This is a genomic window from Marininema mesophilum (genome assembly GCF_900106775.1).
In the GTDB taxonomy this organism is placed as follows: domain Bacteria; phylum Bacillota; class Bacilli; order Thermoactinomycetales; family DSM-45169; genus Marininema; species Marininema mesophilum.
Genome location: NZ_FNNQ01000009.1, coordinates 73,097 through 98,817, shown reverse-complemented (window position 1 = coordinate 98,817; position 25,721 = coordinate 73,097). Strand labels below are relative to the sequence as shown.

Annotated in this window: 16 protein-coding genes and 1 riboswitch; of the genes, 14 read left to right on the top strand and 2 right to left on the bottom strand. The window is 41.2% G+C overall.

Annotated features, from left to right (window positions below):
• From BLV90_RS09990 to cbiB, 11 genes are all read left to right on the top strand, one after another.
• The gene (locus BLV90_RS09990) at nucleotides 1-471 is read left to right on the top strand and encodes an SMI1/KNR4 family protein (RefSeq protein WP_091740120.1); all 471 of its coding nucleotides are present in this window, start codon (nucleotides 1-3) and stop codon (nucleotides 469-471) included.
• A gap of 80 nt (nucleotides 472-551) precedes the next feature.
• Nucleotides 552-1,016: an SMI1/KNR4 family protein gene (locus BLV90_RS09985; protein WP_091740116.1), complete on the top strand. Its 465-nt coding sequence runs from the start codon at nucleotides 552-554 to the stop codon at nucleotides 1,014-1,016.
• Between the two features lie 111 nt (nucleotides 1,017-1,127).
• Nucleotides 1,128-1,583, top strand: a complete 456-nt coding sequence (locus BLV90_RS09980) for an Imm30 family immunity protein (protein WP_177167997.1) — start codon at nucleotides 1,128-1,130, stop codon at nucleotides 1,581-1,583.
• Between the two features lie 1,138 nt (nucleotides 1,584-2,721).
• Complete coding sequence (gene cobT / locus BLV90_RS09965; protein ID WP_342707317.1) at nucleotides 2,722-3,783, top strand: nicotinate-nucleotide--dimethylbenzimidazole phosphoribosyltransferase; 1,062 nt, start codon at nucleotides 2,722-2,724, stop codon at nucleotides 3,781-3,783.
• Between the two features lie 34 nt (nucleotides 3,784-3,817).
• Nucleotides 3,818-3,949: riboswitch (cobalamin riboswitch) on the top strand.
• 128 nt (nucleotides 3,950-4,077) lie between these two features.
• Nucleotides 4,078-5,277 (top strand): threonine-phosphate decarboxylase CobD, encoded by a 1,200-nt coding sequence (cobD, locus tag BLV90_RS09960; RefSeq protein WP_177167996.1) that lies wholly within the window; start codon nucleotides 4,078-4,080, stop codon nucleotides 5,275-5,277.
• Nucleotides 5,274-5,819: a bifunctional adenosylcobinamide kinase/adenosylcobinamide-phosphate guanylyltransferase gene (gene cobU, locus BLV90_RS09955; protein WP_091740098.1), complete on the top strand. Its 546-nt coding sequence runs from the start codon at nucleotides 5,274-5,276 to the stop codon at nucleotides 5,817-5,819. The genes cobD and cobU overlap by 4 nt, the downstream gene beginning before the upstream one ends.
• Nucleotides 5,816-6,553 carry an adenosylcobinamide-GDP ribazoletransferase gene (gene cobS, locus BLV90_RS09950; RefSeq protein ID WP_091740096.1) on the top strand — a complete coding sequence of 246 codons (738 nt, stop codon included), beginning with the start codon at nucleotides 5,816-5,818 and terminating at the stop codon, nucleotides 6,551-6,553. The genes cobU and cobS overlap by 4 nt, the downstream gene beginning before the upstream one ends.
• Nucleotides 6,550-7,167 carry a histidine phosphatase family protein gene (locus tag BLV90_RS09945; protein ID WP_091740093.1) on the top strand — a complete coding sequence of 206 codons (618 nt, stop codon included), beginning with the start codon at nucleotides 6,550-6,552 and terminating at the stop codon, nucleotides 7,165-7,167. Before cobS ends, BLV90_RS09945 begins: the two co-directional genes overlap by 4 nt.
• Nucleotides 7,164-8,651 carry a cobyric acid synthase gene (locus BLV90_RS09940; protein WP_091740090.1) on the top strand — a complete coding sequence of 496 codons (1,488 nt, stop codon included), beginning with the start codon at nucleotides 7,164-7,166 and terminating at the stop codon, nucleotides 8,649-8,651. The genes BLV90_RS09945 and BLV90_RS09940 overlap by 4 nt, the downstream gene beginning before the upstream one ends.
• The gene (locus BLV90_RS09935) at nucleotides 8,648-9,370 is read left to right on the top strand and encodes an adenosylcobinamide amidohydrolase (RefSeq protein ID WP_091740087.1); all 723 of its coding nucleotides are present in this window, start codon (nucleotides 8,648-8,650) and stop codon (nucleotides 9,368-9,370) included. Before BLV90_RS09940 ends, BLV90_RS09935 begins: the two co-directional genes overlap by 4 nt.
• Nucleotides 9,370-10,344: an adenosylcobinamide-phosphate synthase CbiB gene (gene cbiB, locus BLV90_RS09930; protein WP_091740085.1), complete on the top strand. Its 975-nt coding sequence runs from the start codon at nucleotides 9,370-9,372 to the stop codon at nucleotides 10,342-10,344. Before BLV90_RS09935 ends, cbiB begins: the two co-directional genes overlap by 1 nt.
• Before the next feature lie 489 nt (nucleotides 10,345-10,833).
• Here cbiB and BLV90_RS09925 read toward each other — a convergent pair whose 3' ends face one another.
• Both BLV90_RS09925 and BLV90_RS16845 read right to left on the bottom strand, forming a co-directional pair.
• A complete protein-coding gene (locus tag BLV90_RS09925) occupies nucleotides 10,834-11,259 on the bottom strand; it encodes a DDE-type integrase/transposase/recombinase (RefSeq protein ID WP_281242017.1) in 426 nt (141 codons plus the stop codon).
• 123 nt (nucleotides 11,260-11,382) lie between these two features.
• Nucleotides 11,383-11,598, bottom strand: coding sequence for a transposase (locus tag BLV90_RS16845; RefSeq protein WP_091740081.1), 216 nt, complete (start codon nucleotides 11,596-11,598; stop codon nucleotides 11,383-11,385).
• A gap of 362 nt (nucleotides 11,599-11,960) precedes the next feature.
• Between BLV90_RS16845 and BLV90_RS09915 the strand changes: the two genes are divergently transcribed.
• From BLV90_RS09915 to BLV90_RS09905, 3 genes are read left to right on the top strand one after another with little or no spacing between them, the layout of a single operon-like run.
• Nucleotides 11,961-17,714, top strand: a complete 5,754-nt coding sequence (locus BLV90_RS09915) for a non-ribosomal peptide synthetase (RefSeq protein ID WP_091740079.1) — start codon at nucleotides 11,961-11,963, stop codon at nucleotides 17,712-17,714.
• Between the two features lie 17 nt (nucleotides 17,715-17,731).
• Entirely contained in the window at nucleotides 17,732-21,031 is a 3,300-nt protein-coding gene (locus tag BLV90_RS09910) for a non-ribosomal peptide synthetase (RefSeq protein ID WP_177167995.1), read from the top strand.
• 16 nt (nucleotides 21,032-21,047) lie between these two features.
• Nucleotides 21,048-25,631, top strand: a complete 4,584-nt coding sequence (locus tag BLV90_RS09905) for a non-ribosomal peptide synthetase (RefSeq protein WP_177167994.1) — start codon at nucleotides 21,048-21,050, stop codon at nucleotides 25,629-25,631.
• Nucleotides 25,632-25,721: the final 90 nt, after the last annotated feature.

Genomic DNA, 25,721 nt, shown 5'->3' with positions numbered 1-25,721 from the left:
ATGATGAAGTGGAAGAAAATGAGTACACCTATTTCAGATGAAGCAATGGCTGAAGTTGAAAAACAATTAGGAGTAAAACTTCCGCAGGATTTCGTGGAATGGACTCAACAATTTGAAGGACCTGAAAGCGATCATGTATGGGTTGATGTTAATGACGAAGCACAAGATGTAGAGGGGTTTCTTGGTCCTAAAAGTATTATTTATGATGCTAATTTATTTTTTGAAGATGGAGATAAAAAATATAGAGAATTTGGCATAGCTGTTCCTTTTGCTGTAGATTCAATAGCTAGCAAATATTTTCTATTCTATCCAAAAGGGAGCGAAAGTCCTTCTGGGATATATTTTAAATCTAGTGATGTAGATAATTCGGCAGTTTTTGATGAGAATGGAATAAGAAGTGAATTGTTTATCAGTAATACATTTCAGGGGTTCCTAGATCAATTGTACCATTATGATCCCTTCGAAGATTAAATGGTAGAATAACGAAAAAAGCATCCACTGGGTGCTTTTATCTTTAGAAGTAGATTTTACGACATAATTGAGGTTAAAAGATGAAATGGAAGAAAATGAACGAACCTATTTCTGATGAAGTTATGACTGACATTGAGAGTAAAGTCGGAGTAAAGCTTCCGCGAGATTTTATGGAATGGTATCAAGAATATGAAGGTCCTGATGCTGATATTTGTGTAGATGATATAAAAGGCGAGAGACACGATGCTGGAGATTTATTACCTCCTAATTACATCATACAAGAAACTCAGGAGTTTTTTGATGAAGATGAAGAATATAGTAAGTACGGCGTTGTTATCCCCTTTGCGGTGAGTTCAATTAATGATAAGTTTTGTTTTTTCTATCCAAAGGGAAACGAAAATCCATCTGGAATCTTTTTTGCATCTCGTGATCTACCTATATATGAGTTATTTGATGAAAGTGGAGTGAAATCTGTATTCTTCATTAGCAATACATTCCAAGAGTTTTTGGATAAATTATATGTTTATGACCCTTGGGCAGAATGAGCATCCTACGGGATGTTTTTTTCTATACCGAGAATATGGAGTGTGAGTATCGACAGTAGAGAGATGTATTTGGAGATAGGATGGCCGGATTTTTTCAAAAGGGGTAATGAAATGATAGATTCAATGGATTTGATTAAGGAATTAAAAGATATAAGTTTACTAGAAACAGAAGATCAGTGTATTAAGTTCGAGGAGATATTTGCAGAACTATATAAAAGAGATGATGCGAAGGAGTACTTGGAAGATTTATTGGAAGTGTTTGATGATGATGTAGAAGCTGAAGAAGTAATGTGGTCGTTACTACATTATATTGAAACAATGCCACTTCATTTATTATACAAAAAAATTCTTTTTAAAATAGAATATTTACTGAATAATGCAGAATATTGGACTGAGACCATTCATTATAGAATGTTGAACGATGATGAGGCCAGGGAAGTGTATAAAATATTATTCGATGATTCTAATGACCAAACAAAGAGCCTTGTCAAGGATCTATTGAATAAAATAAAAAACGAAGATGCTGTTCGATTTGAAAGTAAAGTTGACTATGTACTTGGAGAGTGAAGATAAGGAACGTGTGTTAAGCATCCCACTAGGGGTGCTTTTTCTCTATGCTGAAAACGATCTATGGATCATTTCGGATACATCGAGCCTTTGATTTTGAACGGCAGAACCGGGAGCTTAGTGGGAGGGCACCAGCGATTCAAGATTCTTCTGAAGCAAGGACTTACTGAGGTAAGTGCTCAGTGGTTGATCTGGATGGTGTTAGTGATTGAAAAAGTAACGGAAATAGGACGGTTACTATTGTTTGTGGGACGATACTTATAAATGAATGCGTAACAGACAGCTTGACACTTAAGAGCGTAGCTACATTGTTATTTGTCCAGAGCGAACCACCTTTAGCGTTTTAGTTTCACCCTGTCTTTTTCAACATCGACCTTTTCCATGTTGCACTCCATCACGCGTTGGCTGATTATAAGCGTTTCAAAGAGAGGAACTAGCCACTTTTTGTTTTCCTCAACTTCGCACAAGAACCCTAGTCCCCCCCACCCTATCCGCATCATATATTAAAAAAAGTACAAATATCCATGTCTACAAATAACCTGATATCAAGGAGAGGTGCGACATTGGGATACCTTGAATCGTTCCGCAGACCGAAAGCTCCAAAGTATAAGAAATTTACCGTTCGTTTATCATGGAGAGTCTATCGCCAGTTCAAAAAATATTGCGACCGACTCGGTCTTAGTTTAAACGAAGCCATTCACTTGTTAATTAAACATGAATTAGAACAAACTAACAATCCTAATGAGCTCATTCATCCCCCGTACAGAACTAGTCGACCTTCGTATCATAATAACCAATATCATGAAACGAATATTTTCTTGAAAGAGACGAATGAGGACGAAATAAACAAAGACGAACAAAGTCCATGATGCATGCCCAATAAAGCTAATTAGAGGTTAAAGCAATTTACCTGTGGAGGTGGCCAATTGAGGGAGAGGCTAGCTGATGTACTTCTGACCATATGGATTGTCAGGTCTTTAGAAGTTCATCGGAACATACCCCTAACAGCGGATTATTCCATTCATTTGGGACTTCACGCGCTTTCGTATCTCAGATCGTTACTCCTTTTATCGATAATGGCAAAAATAGAGAGGGGACAACACCCCCTCTCTATTTTGTATAATAGGAGAAACGGACAATCGAGGAGGCTATCATCATAGAGATCAGTGATCGTAAGTTACTTCCTACCATTCCCGCTATCGACACTGTTATAGAGTTGGCGGCGCGAAACCATATGAATGAGTTAACGAAACCCCTGGGAGCATTGGGGAGTCTAGAGGAACTGGTGATTCGCTTAGCTGGAATTACTGGGGAAGTGGTGCCGGATATTGGCCGTAAGGCGATGGTTGTTTTTTGTGGGGATCATGGGGTGACGGCAGAAGGTGTTAGCGCGTATCCCCCGGAAGTAACCGGGCTGATGATCCACAACTTCTGTAAGGGTGGAGCGGCGGTCAATGTTCTATCTCGGAACGTTGGTGCACAAGTAAAGGTTGTTGATGTAGGGAGTTCTTTGAGGGAGCTTCCTGATGGTGTAGTGGATCGAAAGGTGCGCTATGGTACTGCCAATATGGCGGTTGGCCCTGCGATGAAGAGAGCAGAGGCTGAAAAGGCGATTCAGATCGGGATTGAGATAGCAAAGGATTTGAAGGTTGAGGGAGTGCAGTTGGCTGGTGTGGGTGAGATGGGGATTGGAAATACCACCGCTGCTTCCGCTGTCGCTTCTGCTATGACAGGGATTCCGGCACAAGAGTTGGTCGGTCGAGGGACAGGGATCGATGAAGCGACATGGCAACAAAAAGTGGAGATTGTATGTAAGAGTCTAGCAGTTAATCAGCCCGATAGAGTGGATGCGATCGATGTATTGGCGAAGGTTGGAGGTCTGGAGATAGCTGCGATGACGGGTTTTGTGTTGGGAGCAGCTTCGGTGCGCCTGCCAGTGGTGATTGATGGATTGATTTCTACAGTGGCGGCATTTGCGGCGGTGAATTTATCCTCTGATGTAAGGCAGTATTTGTTCGCCTCGCATCTATCTGTAGAACCTGCCCATCGGATATTACTTGATAGAATAGGGCTAGAATCACTGATTGATGCCAAAATGCGTTTAGGGGAAGGGAGCGGAGCGGTTCTTAGCTTCCCTATGTTTGATAGCGCAGTGGCAATCGCACGTGAGATGGCTACCTTTGCGGATCTAGGTCTGTGAGGTAAGTATTTGTGAGATAAAAGTGATCGGTAAGAAAAAAGAGTAGGAGAAAGGTGGGGAGCATAGGCTCCCTTTCGGGAAGCTGGTGCAAGTCCAGCACGGTCCCGCCACTGTGAAGGGAGAAATTTTCCCTGAGTCAGATACCGACCTTTCTCGACGACACCGCTTGGCTACGTGGATGGTTAGGTGTCCTTAGGAGCCGGAGGTCTATCCTATCATGGTAGCTTCGTTTTCTTAGGGCACTGTCTACGTGAAAAGCGTAGGCTTTTTTATTGACGGAAAGGGTGGATCGATGTGGACGGAGAACAAGGGGCTGGACAAGTAGTAGAACGGTATGGACATGGTGGGGATTCCTGGACTGCGGGGGAGCTTTTTCAGCGAGAAGTGGGGGATTTTATTGATTTTAGTGCGAATATCAATCCCTTAGGTCCTCCTGCTGAGGTCCTTCAGGTTTTACGAGAATTGGTAACTGAGATGGGGGTTCCAGGGATTGCTCGCTATCCCGACCCAGCTTCCAGGGCATTGAGGAAAGCGTTAGCCCAGAAATATGACGTAGCAGAGGAGTCTCTCCTGATTGGTAATGGAGCTGCGGAGCTGATCGATGGGGTGACGCGGTATGTGCAACCCCGAAAAGTAGGCGTGACCGCCCCTGCCTTTATAGAGTATGAGGCAAGTGCTCGTAAAGAAAAAGCAGAGGTAGTCTACTTAGCCGCGGGCGAAAAAGAAGATTTTCTACCAAAAAGAGAGTTGCTCCTAGAGTGGATCAACTCGGTGGATCTGGCATGGCTGGGCCACCCCAATAATCCAACGGGTCTTTTTCTACCCCTTTCTCTCCTTGAAGCGGCAGCAGAGGAAGCGGCTGAGGCAGGGACGGTTCTGGTGGTAGATGAGGCATTCCTCGATTTTATCCCGGATGGGGAGGAGAAAAGTTTACTGCCCCGTTTGAAGGAGTATCCGACGACGGTTTTACTACGTTCGATGACCAAATTTTATGCATTGCCAGGATTGCGACTAGGCTGGGGAGTAGCCCAGCCCGAGTTAGTGAAGGAAATCGCTGCTTTGCAAGTACCCTGGAGTGTGAATGGACTGGCCCAACGCGCTGGCGAGGTTGCTTTAGCGAACCCTGCCTTTGAAAAAGATACTTGGGCATGGCTTCAGGAGGAGCGCGTTTTTTTAAAGGATGGTCTTGTGCACCTTCCTTTCATTGAATGGGTGCTTGGCGAGGTTAATTATTTGCTTATTAAACTGAAAAATCTCCCGGCAACAGAGACCTCTCCCTCTCGTTGGTTGCAACGAAAGATGGGGCAGCGAGGGATCTTACTAAGAGATGCTTCTGGGTATCCCGGGCTTGGTGATTCCTACGTTCGAGTAGCTGTGCGTAGCCGGGAAGAAAATGAGTGTTTGCTTACCCAATTACAGGGGGTTTGGATGGAAGTACGGGAAGGATTAGAAGTGCGCGAAGAAACCGAAAGTCAGAAGGGAGGTAGAATATGATTCGGCTGATCACGGGGGGCATTCGTTCTGGGAAAAGCGCTTTTGCTGAAAAAATGGCGCAGGAATTAGGTGAACGCGTGTTATATGTAGCTACAGGGGCAGGGCTGGATGAAGAGATGGAGAAGCGAATCCAGCTCCACCGCAATCGCCGTCCTTTTTCCTGGGGCTTAGTTGAAGAAGAGAGGGATCTTCCAGAAGTATTACAGGATGTAGGAGAGTGGGACGCATGGCTGATCGATGATCTAGCTACCTGGGTAGCCAATGATGTGATGCTCCTATCGGAGGAAGAGATGAAGAGCCATAGGGAGTCTATCGAGGAGAAGATGCTTGCGCGGGTAGATCGTTTACTCGCCTGTTGTGGTGATAAAGAGGTGATCCTGGTCACCTCTGAGGTAGGCCATGGCGGAGTGGCGATGAATCGGATGGCCCGCTTATTTCAGGATCTGCTGGGCCGAGTGAATCAACGGGTAGCTAATGAGGCGGATCAGGTGTGGATGGTGGTCTCAGGAATCCCGGTACCGATCAAGGGGGGAGGAGGATGAACAGTTTTCTGGCGGCTCTTACATTTTTAACGCAGATTCCCGTAAGGGTGAAGGTGGATAAAAAGGCGTGGCAATCTAGTCCAGTATGGTATCCAGCTGTTGGACTTGTCATTGGTATCCTGCTTGTGGTGCTCTATCGTGTGTTCTCATTGATTTTTCCTCCAGAAGTAACCGGCATGCTAGTGGTAACCGGGTGGGTGTTAGTGACGGGGGGCCTTCACTTGGATGGCTTGATGGATACCGCGGATGGATTAGGCTCTCACCGGGATAGAGAGCGGATGCTTGAGATTATGAAGGATAGTCGCACAGGAGCGATGGGTGTATTAGCGGCGATTCTAGTATTAGGAATGAAGGTATCTGCTATAGCTTCCTTTTCAGATGCGGCGTGGGTTCCACTGATGACCGCTCCGATTATCGGGCGAATGGCTCTACTAGCTGGTATCATGTGCTTTCCTTATTTACGAGAAAAGGGGCTAGGTCATGGGTTAGGCGAAGGGGTCTCACAGAAGAAATGGATTTTCTCCCTCGCGTTTGGGGCCATAGCCGTGGGTCTTTGTGCTGGTGGACGAGGGATTCTTTTAGTGGCAGGGGCAACGATTCTCTTTTTCCTCCTCGCAAAGTATATGGTGAAGCGGTTAGGCGGATTGACCGGAGATAGCTATGGAACGTTGGCGGAGGTGACGGAGACTGGGGTACTTCTACTCTGGGTTGCCATAACGGGGTGGGGAGTATGAAGCGGCGTGAAGTTCGTCTGCTATGGATCCGTCATGGAGAGACCGAGGCCAATCGTCTTCGGCAATATTGTGGTCATCTGGATGAACCGTTGAATGATGAGGGTCATCGTCAAGTGCTCAGCCTGTCTCACACTATAAAAAATCTCTCAGTTGACCATGTATACAGTAGTGATCTTCTTCGTTGTCGCCAAACGGTAGCAGGATTAAAAGGATGCTGGCCTGGGGTGGCGATTACGGTCGTTCCTGAGTTGCGGGAACTCTCCTTTGGTGAGTGGGAGGGGTTTACCTATGATGAGATTCATCAGCGAAGCCCTGAACAGCTGAGTCGATGGATCGATGATCCAACTTCTGTGTCTCCACCAGGAGGAGAGACGCTGATGGAGCTGGATCGGCGTCTCTCACAATGGATGACGACTGTGGTGGAAGCGCATCGTGGAGAAACAATTGCACTGGTGAGTCATGGGGGGCCCATTCGTTGGTTTTTGTCCCACTGTGTTGCAGGAGATCCCAGAGGTTTTTGGGAGCGAGGTCTCTCCCACGGTGGGTGGCTTCTTGTATCAGGGGATGGAGATGTGTGGCAGGAGATTGAAGAGATTAAGGGGGAGCGTCTATGAAAGGGATCATGGTTCAAGGAACAGCCTCAGATGTAGGAAAGAGCGTAGTAGCGACTGCCTTTTGCCGATTATTTGCGGAAGAAGGGTATCGCGTTGCTCCCTTTAAAGCGCAAAATATGGCCCTCAATTCCTTTGTAACGGTAAAGGGTGGGGAGATTGGCCGTTCCCAGGCAGTACAAGCAGAAGCGGCTGGAGTGGAGCCTACAGTGGACATGAACCCGATTCTATTAAAACCAAAGGGAGAGCGGATCGCTGAGGTGATCGTTCATGGTTATCACTATGCGGATTTGGAAGCGGGAGAGTATCAGCGGCGGACGATCTCCGAGATGTTAGGACCGGTACAGGAGTCCTTAGATCGGTTGGCTGAGGAGATGGATGTTCTCGTTATTGAAGGAGCAGGAAGTCCTGCGGAGATCAATATGAAAGAACGAGATATTGTTAATATGCGTACGGCTATGCTAGCGGATGTGCCGGTCCTTTTGATTGCGGATATTGACCGAGGTGGGGTGTTTGCCTCGATCGTGGGTACTTTGGCCATTCTCGATCCCCATGAGCGGAAGCGGGTAAAAGGGATTGTGATCAATAAGTTTCGCGGGGATCTTGCGATACTACAACCAGGGCTAGATTGGCTGGAAAAAGAGACAGGAATTCCAGTCCTAGGAGTATTGCCTTGGCGAAAGGTGGAGATCGATCCAGAGGATTCGCTGGCTCTGGATCGGATGGTTACTAGCAGTCCAGAGAAAGAAATCGATATTGCAGTAATTCGCTTTCCCCATATCTCCAACTTCACGGATCTGGGTCCCTTGATGCGCATACCGGGAGTCGATCTTCGTTGGATAGAAAAAGAAAAGGACTGGGGAGAGCCGGATGTGGTGGTGTTACCAGGTACGAAAAACACGATGGCCGATCTTCAGTGGTTAATGAAGCAGGGGTTGGCGGAGCGGGTTCAGGGATTTGCCTCATCCAATCGTTCTGTGGTTGGTTTATGTGGTGGTTTTCAAATGATGGGTCATCGTCTGGAGGATCCAGAGGGAGTCGAGGATCATATCCCGAGTGCGAAGGGGTTAGGGTTGTTGCCCGTACATTTCCATTTTGAAGCAAAAAAACGAACGGTGCAGACAAAGGGCTTCGTACCCTCCGTATGGGCACAGGGAGTTAGAGTGGAAGGTTATGAGATTCATCGTGGACGAGCCTATTTAGAGGAGGATGCGCATCCCTTTTTGCATCTGGATGAAGGGGGAGTGGATGGAGCCGTTGCCGCGGAAGGAAGGATCTGGGGAACGCATCTTCATGGCGTTTTTGATCAGCCTGCTTTTCTCTCTCGATGGATCAATGAGTTGCGTGAAAAGAAGAATTTACCTCCACTCAATGAAGAAGTGTTTATGAGTAAGTCCAAGGAAGCGACCTACGCAGAATTAGCAGACTGGGTACGTGACCACTTAGATATAGAGAAAGTACGGGCGATTATGGAGGGAAATCGATGAAGCGGACGATAGGGGAGCATCCTTTACTTGGTGGGGCAGTGACACTGGTAGGCGAGGCAGACTGTCTCCACATTGAATCCAAAAACCCTCCCCTCCTTATCCTTTCCAGTGCCTTTAGTGGTGGGGGCTGGAGAGAGGGGATGCGCATCGTTAATCGCCATGTGAAAAAAGGTTACGATGAAGAAGATCCTATCCAAGAGACCGCCACTTGGTTAAAAGGGCGAGGTTGGGACTCTGAGGAAACGGTGGCTCTATTAACTGCGGCCCAGGTGGAGCATGGAGTCATCGTCGAAGAGGGGGCACCGGAAGGGAGGGTAGCAGCGGTAGTTACAGCGGGCATGAGCAATGCTGCCCGGGCGGGTGTGGATGGTCCGGTTTATCGGCATTGCAAAGGGGCAGGCACGATCAATACGATTCTCCTGATCGATGGCGAAGTAACCCCTGCTGCGATGGTGAATGGAGTAATCATGGCCACTGAAGCGAAGGCCGCTGCCCTGCAGGACCTAGGCGCAGAGGATGCTAAGGGCCGGGTAGCTACGGGGACGACGACGGATAGCGTGGTTATTGCATCGACACAGATTAGACAAGGGGACTTTCTCCATGAATACGCGGGTGCGGCCAGTCCACTCGGTCGTTTAATTGGGATGACGGTATATCAAGCGATGATAGAAGCCCTTCGCCATTCAAAGAGTTTGACTGGCGAGGTGTGGCCAACGTGATGGAGTGGTTACTGATTCTAGCCCTATTGCTCGATTTCCTCATTGGAGATCCCCGCTGGTTACCGCATCCCGTGATCGCGATGGGAAAATCGATAACCGCGGTAGAGAGCTGGCTCCGTCGTCTAGCAAACATTTTCCATATAACTGGAGCACTTGGCTGGCGGATACTGGGTTGTTTCCTGCCTATTCTCATTGTGGGGGGCACCTATCTTCTTGGGCTTGTCATCGTGATGATAGCCTATTACTACTCACCATGGGTGGGTGGTGGTGTGGAGGTACTTCTAATCGCGACGACGATTGCTCCACGTGGCTTGGCTGAGGCAGGCAGTGGAATCTATCACGCTCTAGCCGCTCAGAATTTGGTAGAAGCACGCCGGAGGTTAGCACTGGTAGTCGGGCGAGATACCGAACATCTGGATGAGATAGAAATCGTGCGCGGAGCAGTAGAAACCGTTGCAGAAAACATCGTGGATGGGGTCACCTCTCCTCTCTTTTATGCAGCTTTAGGTGGAGCGCCCCTGGCCTTAGCTTATCGAGCGGTAAACACCCTGGACTCCATGGTCGGTTACAAAAATGAACGATATCGATATCTCGGATGGGCATCCGCCCGCCTTGATGATTTAGCTAACTGGATACCGGCTCGTCTTACATTACCTGTCATCCTTTGTGCACTCGCCTTCATGCGAAAATCCCCTGTTCAAGCTTGGCGTATGATCCGACGAGATGCTGCCCTCCATCCCAGTCCCAACAGCGGGATCGCAGAAGCGGTAGTAGCAGGTGGTCTGGGAATCCAACTTGGAGGAACCAACCGATATGATGGGGTCATCTCCGAACGTGCGCGCCTCGGGGATGATCTGCGGGTGAAAAGGAAAGAAGACATTATTACCACGATCCAGCTGTTATGGTGGGTGACGGTGTTGTATACAGGAGGATTAGTGGTTGTGGGGTATCTCGTTAATGAGTTGATAAGATAAGGTAGAGTCTCATATAGAGGAAGAATAATTAGAAGATTATATATTGAAGATCCCTGTGATGACAAATATTACAGATTTTTGCTGACTAAAAGCCCACTTATATAAAAGGTGGGCTTTTAGTCATTCCCTACTTTTCAGGGGATGCTAAAGGAAACACGTTTTGATAAAGTAGATCTATATTATTAAAAGGAGAATTTGAATTGTTTATAGCTGAAAGAATAAGATTAGGAAGATGACTCAAGAAGATATTCCTCTATATCACAAATGGAGAAATGATATTGAAGCGGGGTAGGGACAATCTATATAAATTGCCATGACTTCTCATTGGCGTCTGGGTACCAATAAGCGGCGTAAGAACGAAGGCTATCGAGTTGGTGCCTTTTGCTTAGAGCACTATTATTCTCGCAATAGAATATCGTTGCAACCGTTCTTGGTATTCAATCGAGGCATATAGGCTTCCTTGGTCCGAGTGACGGAGAACCGTTTTCTTCAGGCTTTGTCGCTATATGTGCAATCTAATGCCTTCAAAACAAGGTCTTTGGTCATCCGGTGATCGACGTGCCAACCGACAATCTTTCGTGTGTAAAGATCCATGACACTCGCCAGATAGAGCCACCCTTCTTGCGTAGAAATAAACGTAATATCGGCCATCCACACTTCATCAGGGTGGTGAGCGATAAAGGTTTGATTCAGCACATTGCGGTGAACGGGGGAATGATGCTTGGATTGCGTCGTGGGTTTGTATTTCATAACAGTGCGTAAAAAGTAGTCGTTTTCTTTCATGACTCTAGCAACCGTTTTCTGGGATACCCACAGACCTTCTTTCCGCAAGATTTTGGTTATCTTTGGGCTTCCATACAGTCGGCGGGAAGCTAGAAAGAAATGGCCCACACGCTCCGTTACTTTTTTCTTCAGCTGTTTTTGAAGACCTAACTGGTCGATTCCTCCACTGATAATAACCGCTCTTGGATACCTGTATCACCTAACACATCTTCTCTACCCGGAACTGCGAGCGGTTTTGCTCGATGAAGGCGTCGATCATTTCCGGTTTTTTGTAAAGAAGTGGGTAGCCTTTTTTAAGATGGCGTTTTCCTCTTCCAGGTCACGAAGCTGCTTTTCTAGCGCTTGATATTTCTGATCGGATGGCTTCAAAATCCCCCTTCCAGGAAACGCTTCCTCCTGATCGTTGTATTGCCGTATCCAATAATACAACGTTTTGTCGGATATCCCTAGTTCACGGGACTTGGCCCACAGACTTTCCTTCTCCTTGAATCATTTCTACTGTTTGCTTTTTAAATTTCCCGATCGTACCTTTTCATCGATAGACACCTCGAATGGATTTGTTTTTATTGTTTCATTCTCCATACTCTCTGTCTGTTTTTTAGACTAACACTCACTCTTGCTATATTTTTAATTTAATTTCCGTAATTCCATTCACAAATGGATGCTTTTGTGTTATGTTGATTAAGAGAATTATCGTAGATTTTTTATGCAAAGTTAATATCGTCTCTATATCATATATACTAATTCCTGTCATACTAGGGTTATGCATAAAATGATTTCTTCACTTTGTCAATATGTTCATTTATTCTGTCAAACAGTGAAAGGAGTAAATTATGAGAAAATCTTTAAGTTTTTGGACTGAATTATTGAAAGGAGCTCCAGAGTTATTAAATATACAGACCGATTTTCCGCGACCCGCGAAATTAAGTTATCGCGGTGATGTCTATACATCTACTGCTTTGCCTGAGCTGACAGATCGTTTAAAAAAGGTTTCCAAGAAAGAACAAGCGACTTTGTTTATGACCTTGTTGGGTTCATTTCAAACTTTGCTTTATCGTTACACTCGTCAAGAAGATTTTGTTGTAGGCGTACCATTTGCTAACCGAAATCAAACTGAGACAGAAAAGATGATTGGCTTTTTTGTAAATACCCTTCCTATTCGCAATCATGTGTCAGCAACGATGACCTTACAAGAGATGATTCAAAAAGTAAAAGAACATCTATTTGAAGCGATGAAGTATAGTGAAGTTCCATTTGACAGGATTGTAGAAGAGTTAAAGCCAGAACGAGACTTAAGTTATCATCCGTTGTTCCAAGTTGTGTTTAATTATGAGAATACCTATCCTGAAAAAGTATCTTTAACAGACTTAGAAGTAGAAGTCACAGAAGAGACAAACGGTACTAGCAAGTTCGATCTATCGCTTAATATACGAGAGACATCTCAAGGTTTACAGATGAAATGGGAGTATAGCAAAGATCTTTTTTACCCAGAAACGATCAAACGAATGAATGAGCATTTCTTTAATATATTACAAGCTGTGGTAGAAAAGTTGGATCAACCTCTAGGTCGAATTCCGCTTTTATCTGTTCATGAAAAGGAGCAGTTGGCAAAATGGAATCGGACAGAAGAGGGGTATCGCAAGGTTTGTATTCACCAATGGTTCGAGGAACAAGCTAAGCAACAACCTGATGCTGAAGCTCTTATCACTGAAGCAGGGTGTCTGACATATAGACAATTGAATCAACGTGCTAATCAGCTTGCTCATGAATTAAAGAGAAAAGGCATTGGTCGGGAAGATCGAGTTGGTATTTGTATGAATCGAAGTGCAAATTTAGTTATTAGTCTACTGGCAGTCCTTAAAGTAGGAAGTGCATATGTTCCACTCGATCCACATTATCCGGAAGAGCGCTTGCGTTTCATCCTAGAAGACGCTCAAGCCAAAATGGTGTTAGCAGAAGAGGCTCAGAAAGAGTTGTTACCCAATCATTTAACTACGTTGTGGTTAGATCAATGGATAGGAGAACAGAAAGAGAGCGAAAATCTAAACAGAGTTGTAACACTATCGGATTTGGCATATATCATATACACATCGGGAACTACTGGAAAACCAAAAGGAGTAGCGATTGAGCATCGGAATGTATCGGTATTGATTCATTGGGCGCAAAAGCAATATAAAGATCCAGAGCTTAATGGAGTGCTTATAAGTACATCGATCTGTTTTGATTTATCGGTTTATGAGATTTTTGTCACACTTGCACTAGGCGGAAGGATGATTTTAGCGGAACATGTTTTACAACTTCCAGAATTAGTAGCTAAAGAAAAAGTGACTCTTATCAATACTGTCCCATCTGCTATGTTTGAGCTAGTGCGGATGCAGGCAGTACCTCCGAGCGTTCACACGGTAAACTTGGCGGGAGAGCCACTGTCCAGTCAGCTGGTGCAAATGATTTACAATGAAACGAGTGTTAAGCGTGTATTGAACTTATATGGTCCGTCAGAAGATACAACTTATTCTACTTATGAGGAAATTCTGAAAGAACGGGCAAAAGAAACTCCGCTCATTGGGCGTCCACTTCCAAATAAGCAAATTTATGTGCTTGATGAAGAAGGGCAACAAGTTCCAATTGGAGTGGTTGGTGAGCTGTACCTAGCTGGTGACGGAGTATCAAGAGAATATTTAAATCGACCTGAATTAACTGCAGAGCGCTTCCAAATCCGTGAAATTGATGGACAACAAGTCCGTGTCTATAAGACTGGGGATCTGGTGAAGGTTGCGACAGATGGTAGACTTGTGTTTTTAGGAAGAGTAGATCATCAAATTAAAATACGCGGATTCCGTGTGGAGTTGGGTGAGATTGAAGAACGATTACGCAGTCATCCCGATGTATCGGAATGTGTAGTGGTGAAAAGAGAGGATGAAGGACATACTCATTTGGTAGCCTATTTAACACAGCAAGATGGAATTAAGAATGATAAACTAAATTTTAAAGATTACTTGGGACAATATTTGCCATTACATATGGTACCTCATTTTTTTGTGCTGATGAAAAATTTACCGCTCACTCCTAATGGCAAGGTGGATCGCAATGCGTTGCCAAAACCTGAAAAAAGTGAAGAGGATAAAAGTCAGCTAGAAACAGTATTCGAAAAATCTTTAGCCCAAATATGGACTGATGTATTTAAGGCTCCGTGTATAGGCCGTGATTTTTCATTCTTTGATTTGGGTGGAGATTCACTCCTAGCAAATCGATTGGTATTAAGAGTTAAAGAATTATTTAATATAGATTTTCATGTTAGAGATGTGTTTAAGTTTCCAACAATCAGACTAATGGCAAAGGCAATCGAATTGGCCAAGACAAAGAGCAATTCAGGCAAGATTTCAAGTTACGACCGTTTGAAGCCTGCGTCAGCCTCAATTGCGCAAAACAGACTTTGGTTTATTCAACAGATGGACAAGCAATCGGCTGTTTATAATATCCCGTTTTTATTAAAACTAAAAGGTAAGTTGGATCTCCCGCGACTTCATCAAAGCATTAATGCGGTTGTACAGAAGCACGAGAGTTTAAGAACATACTTCAAATTAGTTGACGGCGAGGTATATCAACGAGTTGATCTCGAGCATGTCCATCTTTCGTATACAGACTTCACCGATATTTTAGATAAAAAAACGAAAATTAAATCCGTATTAAATGAAGATTATCAAAGACCATTTTATTTAACAGAAGGGCCGCTTATTCGTTTTAAATTGATTCAGTTGTCTGCTATAGAATGTTGGCTAGCTATCACAATGCATCATATTATCTCTGATGGTTGGTCAATGGGGATTTTTGTTAACGATCTACTTTCTTATTATCAGAATGAAAGGTTGAATAAAGATACGACTAATACTCTGCAGTATATTGATTACACATATTGGCATAGAGAGTGGTTAGAAAATAATATAAGTACTGGAATTCTCTATTGGACTGAATTATTGAAAGGAGCTCCAGAGTTATTAAATATACAGACCGATTTTCCGCGACCCGCGAAATTAAGTTATCGCGGTGATGTCTATACATCTACTGCTTTGCCTGAGCTGACAGATCGTTTAAAAAAGGTTTCCAAGAAAGAACAAGCGACTTTGTTTATGACCTTGTTGGGTTCATTTCAAACTTTGCTTTATCGTTACACTCGTCAAGAAGATTTTGTTGTAGGCGTACCATTTGCTAACCGAAATCAAACTGAGACAGAAAAGATGATTGGCTTTTTTGTAAATACCCTTCCTATTCGCAATCATGTGTCAGCAACGATGACCTTACAAGAGATGATTCAAAAAGTAAAAGAACATCTATTTGAAGCGATGAAGTATAGTGAAGTTCCATTTGACAGGATTGTAGAAGAGTTAAAGCCAGAACGAGACTTAAGTTATCATCCGTTGTTCCAAGTTGTGTTTAATTATGAGAATACCTATCCTGAAAAAGTATCTTTAACAGACTTAGAAGTAGAAGTCACAGAAGAGACAAACGGTACTAGCAAGTTCGATCTATCGCTTAATATACGAGAGACATCTCAAGGTTTACAGATGAAATGGGAGTATAGCAAAGATCTTTTTTACCCAGAAACGATCAAACGAATGAATGAGCATTTCTTTAATATATTACAAGCTGTGGTAGAAAAGTTGGATCAACCTCTAGGTCGAATTCCGCTTTTATCTGTTCATGAAAAGGAGCAGTTGGCAAAATGGAATCGGACAGAAGAGGGGTATCGCAAGGTTTGTATTCACCAATGGTTCGAGGAACAAGCTAAGCAACAACCTGATGCTGAAGCTCTTATCACTGAAGCAGGGTGTCTGACATATAGACAATTGAATCAACGTGCTAATCAGCTTGCTCATGAATTAAAGAGAAAAGGCATTGGTCGGGAAGATCGAGTTGGTATTTGTATGAATCGAAGTGCAAATTTAGTTATTAGTCTACTGGCAGTCCTTAAAGTAGGAAGTGCATATGTTCCACTCGATCCACATTATCCGGAAGAGCGCTTGCGTTTCATCCTAGAAGACGCTCAAGCCAAAATGGTGTTAGCAGAAGAGGCTCAGAAAGAGTTGTTACCCAATCATTTAACTACGTTGTGGTTAGATCAATGGATAGGAGAACAGAAAGAGAGCGAAAATCTAAACAGAGTTGTAACACTATCGGATTTGGCATATATCATATACACATCGGGAACTACTGGAAAACCAAAAGGAGTAGCGATTCCACACAGAGCAATCAGTAACCATATGGAGTGGATGCTACGTACATTTGAGTTAACTCCAAAGGATTTAGTTCTACAAAAAACACCCTTTAGTTTTGATGCATCTGTTTGGGAGTTTTACGCGCCACTGCTTTCTGGCGGAAAGTTGGTAATGGCGAGTCCTCAAGGACATTTTGACCCGGATTATTTAATTGAAATAATTAATGAAAAGAAAATTACAACATTGCAAGTAGTTCCTACACTGCTACAAATGCTTCTCGATCATCGTGAATTTAAGACATGTAAGAGTTTGAGGAAGGTATTTTGCGGTGGCGAGGCATTATCTCTTGAACTGCAAAAACGTTTTCATTCCACTTTGGGTTCAAAGCTAATTAACCTGTATGGTCCTACGGAAGCGTGTATTGATACTACGTATTATATTTGCAATGAAAAGGAGTATGGGAACACAGTTCCAATCGGTAGGTCGATAGATAATGCTAGAACCTACGTTTTGGACGAATATTTACAGCTCGTACCATCAGGAGTCCCTGGAGAACTCTATATTGGAGGTAAAGGGCTTGCTAGAGGGTATGTAAACCAACCTGAGTTAACAGCCGAAAAATTTATTCGTAATCCTTTTGATAAAGAAAATAAGGATCTGATTTACAAAACAGGTGACCTTGTTCGGTATAGAGTAGATGGAGAGATTGAGTTTTTAGGAAGAGTGGATAATCAGATTAAAATTCGTGGCTATAGAATTGAACTTGGAGAAATTGAATCTGTTTTGTGCAAACATCCTGATGTATCGGAATGTGTAGTTGTGAAAAGGGAGGAGAAGAAAGCGCCATATCTTTCTGGATATGTAGTTTTCAGAGAGGCATTTTGTCAAACAACAGCTCAATCGCTAAGATCTTATCTGATTGAGGAACTCCCAGAATATATGACTCCGAGTTTTATAGTTATTTTAGATCAAATTCCTCTAACACCAAACGGTAAGGTAGACCGTAAAGCTTTGCCTGTTCCAAAAGTGGAAACAGAAAATAGTCATATGCAAGCAGCTAGAACATCTGTTGAAAAAGTGGTTTTATCGGTTTGGAATGAAGTTTTAGAAAGTGATAATATCGGTATTTATCAAAACTTTTTTGAACTAGGAGGGCATTCCCTGTTAGCCACTCGACTTATTGCGAAACTAAACCATTTATATCAAATCGAATGCTCTGTTACTATTATCTTCCAAAATCCAACCGTTGCTAAATTAGCTAAGGCATTAGAGGATATCGTTGACAAAGAGGCACTGGAAGAGTTATCAGATACGGTTATACAGTTAAATGGTCTAAGTGAAGAAGAACTAATGGCTCTTTTAGAACAAGTCTAATGATAAGGTGGTATATAATGAGCTCAGATGACTTCGATGTAAAAAGAAAATTAATTGAAGAAATTATGAAGAAAAGAGGCTTGAAGAAAGAGGAATGTTCCATTACAAAATATAAGGGGGAGCTTGCTCCCCTCTCCTTTTCTCAACAGAGAATATGGTTTTTAGATCAATTTGAAGAAAACTTAACAGCTTATAATATGCCCTTTGCCCTTGAACTACAAGGAAATTTGCAGACACATTTGCTAGAGAAGTCCTTAAACAAAGTGATTGAGAAGCATGAAACGTTGCGTACAGTAATTGTAATGAAAGATGGAGAAGCCTACCAAAAAGTGCTTTCCAAATTGTACATTCCTTTACGTATAGTTGACCTTAAACATCAAGAGGAAAGTGTGGTGCAAACGAAGTTCAAAGAAGAAGCATTGCAGCCGTTTTCCCTTGCTGATGGTCCTTTGTTAAGGGCTTCATTATTGAAAATATCCGATCATAAATACGTGTTAATGGTTAATATGCACCATATGATTTCAGATGGTTGGTCGTTAGGTATATTTTACAAAGAATTATCTATAAAATATAACCTTTTATTAAAAAACAATTTGGTTTCGGGTGGGGAATTAGAATTTCAATATAAAGATTACTCGGCTTGGCAAAGAAATCAGGTAAAAAAAGGTGTTTACGATCAACAACTCCGTTATTGGAAAAAAAAGCTATCGGGAAATATCTCCATATTGAATCTCCCTCGAGATCAGAAAAAAGGAGAGGTGAAAAATCGATTCGAAGGTGGTCATGAGAATATTACTATCTCAAGCCAACTTACCTCCGATTTAAAGAAATTAACCATAAATCAAGGGATAACTCTTTATACTGTTCTATTATCAGCTTTCAATGTTCTTTTAAATAAATACACTAATGAAACAGATATATTAGTAGGAACTCCGATTGCAAATAGGAAAAAAAGAGAGTTCGAATCGATGATTGGTTTATTTCTCAATACCTTGGTGATTAGAAGTGACTTATCCGAAAACCCTACATTTAGAGAATTATTAACTAGAGCTTCTGAAACCATTTATGAGGCGTTGGAAAATCAAGATATTCCGTTTGAGAAGGTTGTCGAAGTGGTACAACCTGAGCGTAATTTAAATCGCAATCCATTTTTTGATGTCTTTTTTAACTTCGTTAATACTCCATCTGTACGCCCAATTTTCGAGGGATTAGTAGCCAAAACAGTAAATTTAAAAGAACCGGAATCTAAAAATTTACTCACGATGTATATTGAAGAGGTAAATGATCAGTTATTATTTCAATTTATTTATCAGAAGGCTTTCTTTAGTGAAGAACGAATTAGTAGCTTTTTAAATCAGTATATTTATTTGCTGCAACAAATCGTTGCAAGTCCGGACAAAAGAATCGATGAATATTCCCTACTTTCTGAAAAAAATACGAAGCAAAAATCCTCTCAAATTGAGGAGAAAAAACTTCCACTGGTAACTGAACAAATCATAAGAATTGGCAAGGAAAATCCCACTAAGATTGCTTTGAAACAAGGAGAAAAGAGTTGGACTTATAAGCATTTGGTAGATTACTCTACTGCGATTGCGAATCGATTGGATATTTGTAAAAGTGATGTAGTAGCGATAACTGGAACAAAAAGCTTCGGATTTATAGCTAGTATTATCGCTGTTTGGTTAAAAGGGGGTGTGATCCTAACCTTAGACCCTGACCTCCCCAAAAACAGAAGAAAAGTCATGATAAAAGAGGCAAAAGCTCAATGTATCATTGAGGTTACACATAAGAAAATCACAGCGGATCCATTTGTAGATCTTCCTTATCTACATGTGCTTTCAGACAATGTAGGGTTAGAAGCTGTGATGGATCAACCTAAGGATTTTAAAGTAGGCGGAAATGATCCGGCTTATATCTTTTTTACTTCGGGAACCACGGGAAAGCCAAAAGGTGTATTGGGTGTACACAAAGGATTGTCACACTTTTTGACATGGCAACGGGATGAATTTCAAATCAGCAGTGATGATAAGTGTGCGCAAATAACTGGGCTTTCGTTTGATGTATTACTTAGAGATTTATTTTTACCTTTGGTAAGTGGAGCTACCTTGTGCTTACCAGAGGATGAGATGCTTTTTACAGGAGAGAGCATATTTCAGTGGTTACACGAGAATGAAATGACGGTTATTCATGTGGTTCCTTCTTTGGCTAAATCCTGGCTAGGTTCTCTAAAGCAATCAAAGCAGCTTTCTTTCCTGAAATGGGTATTTTCTGCTGGGGAGCCATTGACCGACTCTCTTATTCAAGATTGGAAGGAAAAACTTCAGTTTACAGGCTCATTTGTTAATTTGTATGGACCAACCGAAACGACATTGGCCAAGTTATCCTTTAAAGTCGATGAGGTAGTGGATGGAATTCAACCTGTTGGTTACGCAATACCTCAAGCACAGGCACTTGTGATTAAAAATCAAACTCATTTATGTGGAGATAATGAGGTAGGAGAAATTGCAATTCGAACTCCTTATCGCACCCTTGGGTATATTAATAATGCAGAAGAACAGAATAAACGATTTATACCCAATCCTTTTACAAATGAAGTTCAAGATTTACTTTATTTAACAGGAGATTTAGGACGAATCCATCCTAAGGGTTTTATTGAATTGGTGGGGCGGAGAGATGATCAAATAAAAGTACGCGGAGTTCGTGTTCATTTAAATGAGATTGAGTCTGTATTAGCTAAGCATAGTCAAGTAGAGGCAGGGATTGTTATTTCTTTGAAAAATGAAAGAGGTGACTTGGTTTTAGTTGCCTATGTTGTCCCCAAAAGAGAAGAAGATTTAGCTGAAACAAAACTAAGAATCTATCTAGAAGAGCGTCTTCCGTTTGCAGTAGTGCCTTCAATCATTATATTTATGAACAAGATTCCGACAACAAAAAACGGGAAGGTAGATAAAAAGGCGCTACCTGAACCAGAAGTGCAAAAAAGAACGGAAGTATTAATGAAGGAGCCAGAGACAGAAACAGAAAAAGTAATCTACGAAATTTGGAGCGACCTTCTTCAAGTCGATTCATTCAGCTGTGATGATGATTTCTTTGTTCTTGGGGGACATTCGTTATTGGCAACTCAGGTTTTATCTAGAATAAGAGAATATTTTAGTATGTATCTTGAATTGAAGCATTTATTTGAACATCGGACAGTAAGGCAAATTGCGAAAGAAATTGAGAAGAACTCAATTAAAAACAAAGAAATAAAAGTGTCTTCCATCAAGAGAGTTGCACGTAGTACAAGACAAGCATCTTTGAAATTAGACGAGATATAAAGAGAGGATGATTGAAATGTCTGATAACTTCTATGTTTTTCCAGCCTCCTTTACCCAACAGAGAATTTGGTTTTTGGAGGCAATGGAGCCTGGAACGGCATTTTATAATATACCACAAACACTTAAAGTCAATGGAAAAGTTGAAACAAATGTTTTAAAGAAGGCATTACGTAAGTTGGTAGAAAGACATGAAACGTTAAGAACCTTTTTTAGAAGCAAGGATGGTGTTCCTGTGCAGGTCATCACTGAACAAGTAGAGGTGGATATAGAACAAGTAGTTTTGGAAGAGGGACTAACAGGTATTGAAAGAGATCAGAAGCTTAAGTGCATGATTCAGGAAGAAAGCTTGGCCCCTTTTTCCATTAGCGCACTTCCACTCTTTAGAGTTCGGTTAATTACTTTAAATTCGCAGGAACATATCTTCATCTTAAATATGCATCATATTATTTCAGATGCTTGGTCTAGTGGTATTTTTATTGAAGAATTACTGTACTATTATGATAAATGTTTAAATGGGGAGAAACCATCACTTGAGGAACTTCCGATCCAATACGCGGATTATGCTGAATGGCAAACAGAATGGCTTGATTCAGAGGAGATGAAACTACAACTTAAATATTGGGAAAAACAATTGCACCATGCTCCATCCGTTTTAGAGTTGCCTACTGATTTTCCAAGACCCGCTGTACAAAGTTACCAAGGAGCAACAGAAATTATTGATCTAGATCCTTCGTTGGTAAGTGGGATTAGAGAGTTTAGCAATCGTTTAGGTGTAACTATGTTTATGAGTTTATTTACTGGTTTTAACATTTTACTTAAAAAATATTCTCATCAAGATGATATTTTGATTGGGACGCCAATTGCAGGAAGGAATAAAAAAGAATTAGAAAAAATTATCGGTTTCTTTGCTAACACGATTGTATTGAGGACAAATCTATCAGGTAATCCGACGGTAGAAGAACTATTGCATAAAACGAAGTTTAATTCTATAAATTCCTATTCTAATCAGGAATATCCATTTGATAAATTAGTAGAAAAGTTAAATCCAGAGAGAAACTTAAGCTATAATCCTATTTTCCAAGTTATGTTTGCCTATCAGAATGCACCAAAACCGAAATTGACTGCTGAAGACTTAATGATGGAATATAGTTACATGGAAACTGGAACTTCTAAATTTGATATTTCCCTGTCATTGATTGAGAAAAAAGAGACATTAACGTGCATGTTTGAATATAATACGGATTTATTTACCGGGAATACAATTAAACAAATGTTGAGACATTATATTAATATTTTGGAATCGATGATCATTGCTCCAGAGCAGAAGATTGAGGAAATGATGATTCTAGGTCAAGAAGAACAAACACATTTATTAAATAATTGGAATCAAACTGATATGGCTGTAAATTGGGGTAAATTAGTACCACATAGAATTGAACAACAGGTTCATAAGACTCCTAATAAAGTAGCTGTTAAGTTTAAAGGTAGCTATTTAACGTATGAACAACTAAATCTAAAAGCAAATCAATTTGCGCGTTTTTTACAAAAAAAAGGTGTAGTAAAGAATGCCCTGGTTGGTATCTTTATTGAGAGGTCTTTAGATATGGCAGTAGGAGTATTGGGTATTTTAAAAGCTGGAGCTGCTTATGTTCCTATTGATCCTAAATATCCTGAAGATCGAGTTAACTATATTATCGAAGACTCTAAAATGGAGTATTTAGTGACACAAGAATGTCTAAAAAATCGACTTTCATATCAAGGGATAAATATGATATGTGTGGATAGTGATCAATACAGACATGTTTCTGATAAGAATCTAAATACAAATATAGTCGCATCTGATTTAGCGTATGTGATTTATACGTCAGGATCTACTGGAAAACCAAAAGGGGTTCTAATTGAACATGGGAATATGCTTCATCACCATCTAGCTATGATCAAGGAATTTAGCCTATGCACTGAAGATCGCATTTTGCAATTCTCTTCAATCAGCTTTGACATCGCTGTAGAAGAAATCTTTCCGACGTGGATAGTGGGTGCTACTCTAATATTACGAGAAGAAGAAGTCATTACTGATCCTGTTGTTTTTAGGGATTGGATTGAGCATCACCAAATCACAATACTAAATCTTCCTACTGCATTTTGGCAAGAATGGATTTATGCTCTTGTAGAGGAAGGAGAAAAATTTCCTGAACATGTAAGAACCATGATCGTGGGTGGGGAAAAAATTTCTCCTGCTGCACTTGAACGTTGGCATCAACTGAATACCACCTCGATTGAATGGTTTAATGCGTATGGTCCGACCGAAACGACAGTTACTTGTACTGTATACAAATTAAAGCCAGTCGATTTTGATTACCATCGCGTTCCAATTGGAAAGCCGATAGCCAATACGAAAGTGTATATATTAGATGACCGATTACAACCGGTTCCAAAAGGAGTTCGTGGCGAGCTTTATATCGGTGGAGCAGGTGTAGCACGTGGTTACTTAAATCGCCCTGGAATGAGTGAAGAACGCTTTATAAAAAACCCGTTTGATTTGAATAATGATAAACTTTATAAAACGGGAGATATCGCTCGATTTCTCCCAAATGGAGAAATCGATTTTTTGGGTAGGAATGACGATCAAGTAAAACTTAGAGGTTTTCGTATTGAGATAGGTGAGGTTGAAAGTGCGATTAATACTCATCCAAATATTAAAGAGAGCTTGGTTTTAACTTGTCAACATGATCAGCAAACAAAATTAGTCGCGTATGTAATTTGTGATTCTATAATCAATGAGTGTGAATGCAAAACATATCTTTCCAATAAACTACCAAGTTATATGGTGCCAAGTAAGTTTATTTTTATATCGAAGTTTCCAACCACACCAAATGGAAAGGTCGATTCTCAAGCACTACCAAAACCTTCTTGGTCTACGATCAAACTCAACCAAAAGGTTAAACTTCCACTAAATGAGATCGAAACTGCATTAGTTGAAGTTTGGTGTGATGTATTGCAACTAGAGCAAATAAGCGTAGTAGATAATTTCTTTGAATTAGGTGGAGACTCTATCCTAATTATCCAATTGATTTCGAAAGCGCGAAAAAAAGATATATATTTCACAGCAAAACAATTATTCCAGTTCCAAAATGTTAGGGAGTTGGCTAAACATGTTAATAAAACCGATCAAACGAGAGCAGAACAAGAATTAGTGGTTAAAAGTAACAGTACTATGTTTTCGAAGGTTCCGTTAGTCTCTGGGGATTATAGTTCTATGAAAAAAATCATCAAAACATATTCAAAGAGCAAGGATATTTATGGCATGACTCCAATGCAACAAACGATGCTAACTCATCATTTAAATCATCCAGACTCTATGGCTTTCCAACAGCAATTTCATGTAAAAATTACTGGTGATTTTGATGTAGAAGTGTTTAAAGAAGCATGGGAGAGAACGGTTGAACGTCATGATATTTTAAAAACCTCTTTTGAGTGGATAGGAGTAGAAATTCCTCTGCAAATCGTTCACAAGTCAGGGCAGTTAGACTGGAGTTATAGCGACTTATCGGGTACGGTTTCAGAAGGGTTAGAAACAAAGATTAATCAATATCTCCAACAAAGAAGGAAAGTGAAATATGATTTCAAAAAGCCTACACTTATGAGGATAGCCATGATACGTGCAAATAAACAGGAATATCGGTTTATCTGGGAGTATCATCAGATGTTGATTGACGGATGGTGTATATCTGTAATCCTAAACGAAGTTTTCGAGTTATATAAATCTAAAGTAGAGAATAAAAAGCCTTACCTACTTCCTGTTTCCGATTTTCGGGAATATATTGCTTGGTTAAACGAACAAAGCCGAGATAGAGCAAGAAGATACTGGGAAAATATACTAGGATCTTTCGAATGGGAAAAAAGAAAATTAGAAGAAAAAGTATCTTATGATGAAAAAGATTATGTCACACAACTGATTGAAATGGAGGAAGAAGAAACATCAAAGATAATAGCATGGGCTAAAAGAAACCATATTACCTTAAATTCAGTCATTCAAGTAGCTTGGGCATCTACGTTATGTTTTCTTACACAGCAGAATAAAGTCTCTTTTGGAGTTACTTTCTCTGGCCGACCTGCTGAATTGGATCATGTTGAGAGAAAAATTGGCTTGTTTATCAATTCGTTGCCCATATATGTGAACTTTAGTGAAGATGATAATATATTATCTTTAGCTATTGATATACAGAGACAAAATATTGATATGCAATATTATGGATATGTTTCTCAAGAAAGTATTAAGAAATGGTGTAAATTAGATAATAATAAATGTTTGTTCGATAGCGTTATTCATTTCCAAAACTACCCTAAAATTGATTATATTGGTGGTTTGGATTTAGAATATGAGACATTGGCATCTGTTGGTTTTAATCCAGAAGCGCTTGCTCTCTACGTTAATTCAGGGGAGAAATTATGTATGAAAATTGTCAGTAATACGACGAAAGTGAGCCCCACATTCATAAATCATTTAGTGATGCAATTTGAAGAAACACTGAGGTTGATCATTAGGAAAGAAAAGAATTTTTCAATTAAGCATTTAGTTGAAGATTATCAACTTATGTAGCTATTTTAATAGATATCATAAGCCTCTGGTGCTAGATTGATTCGTCGATAGCTATCGACGAATCAATCTAGCACCACGGGTTTAGAAACT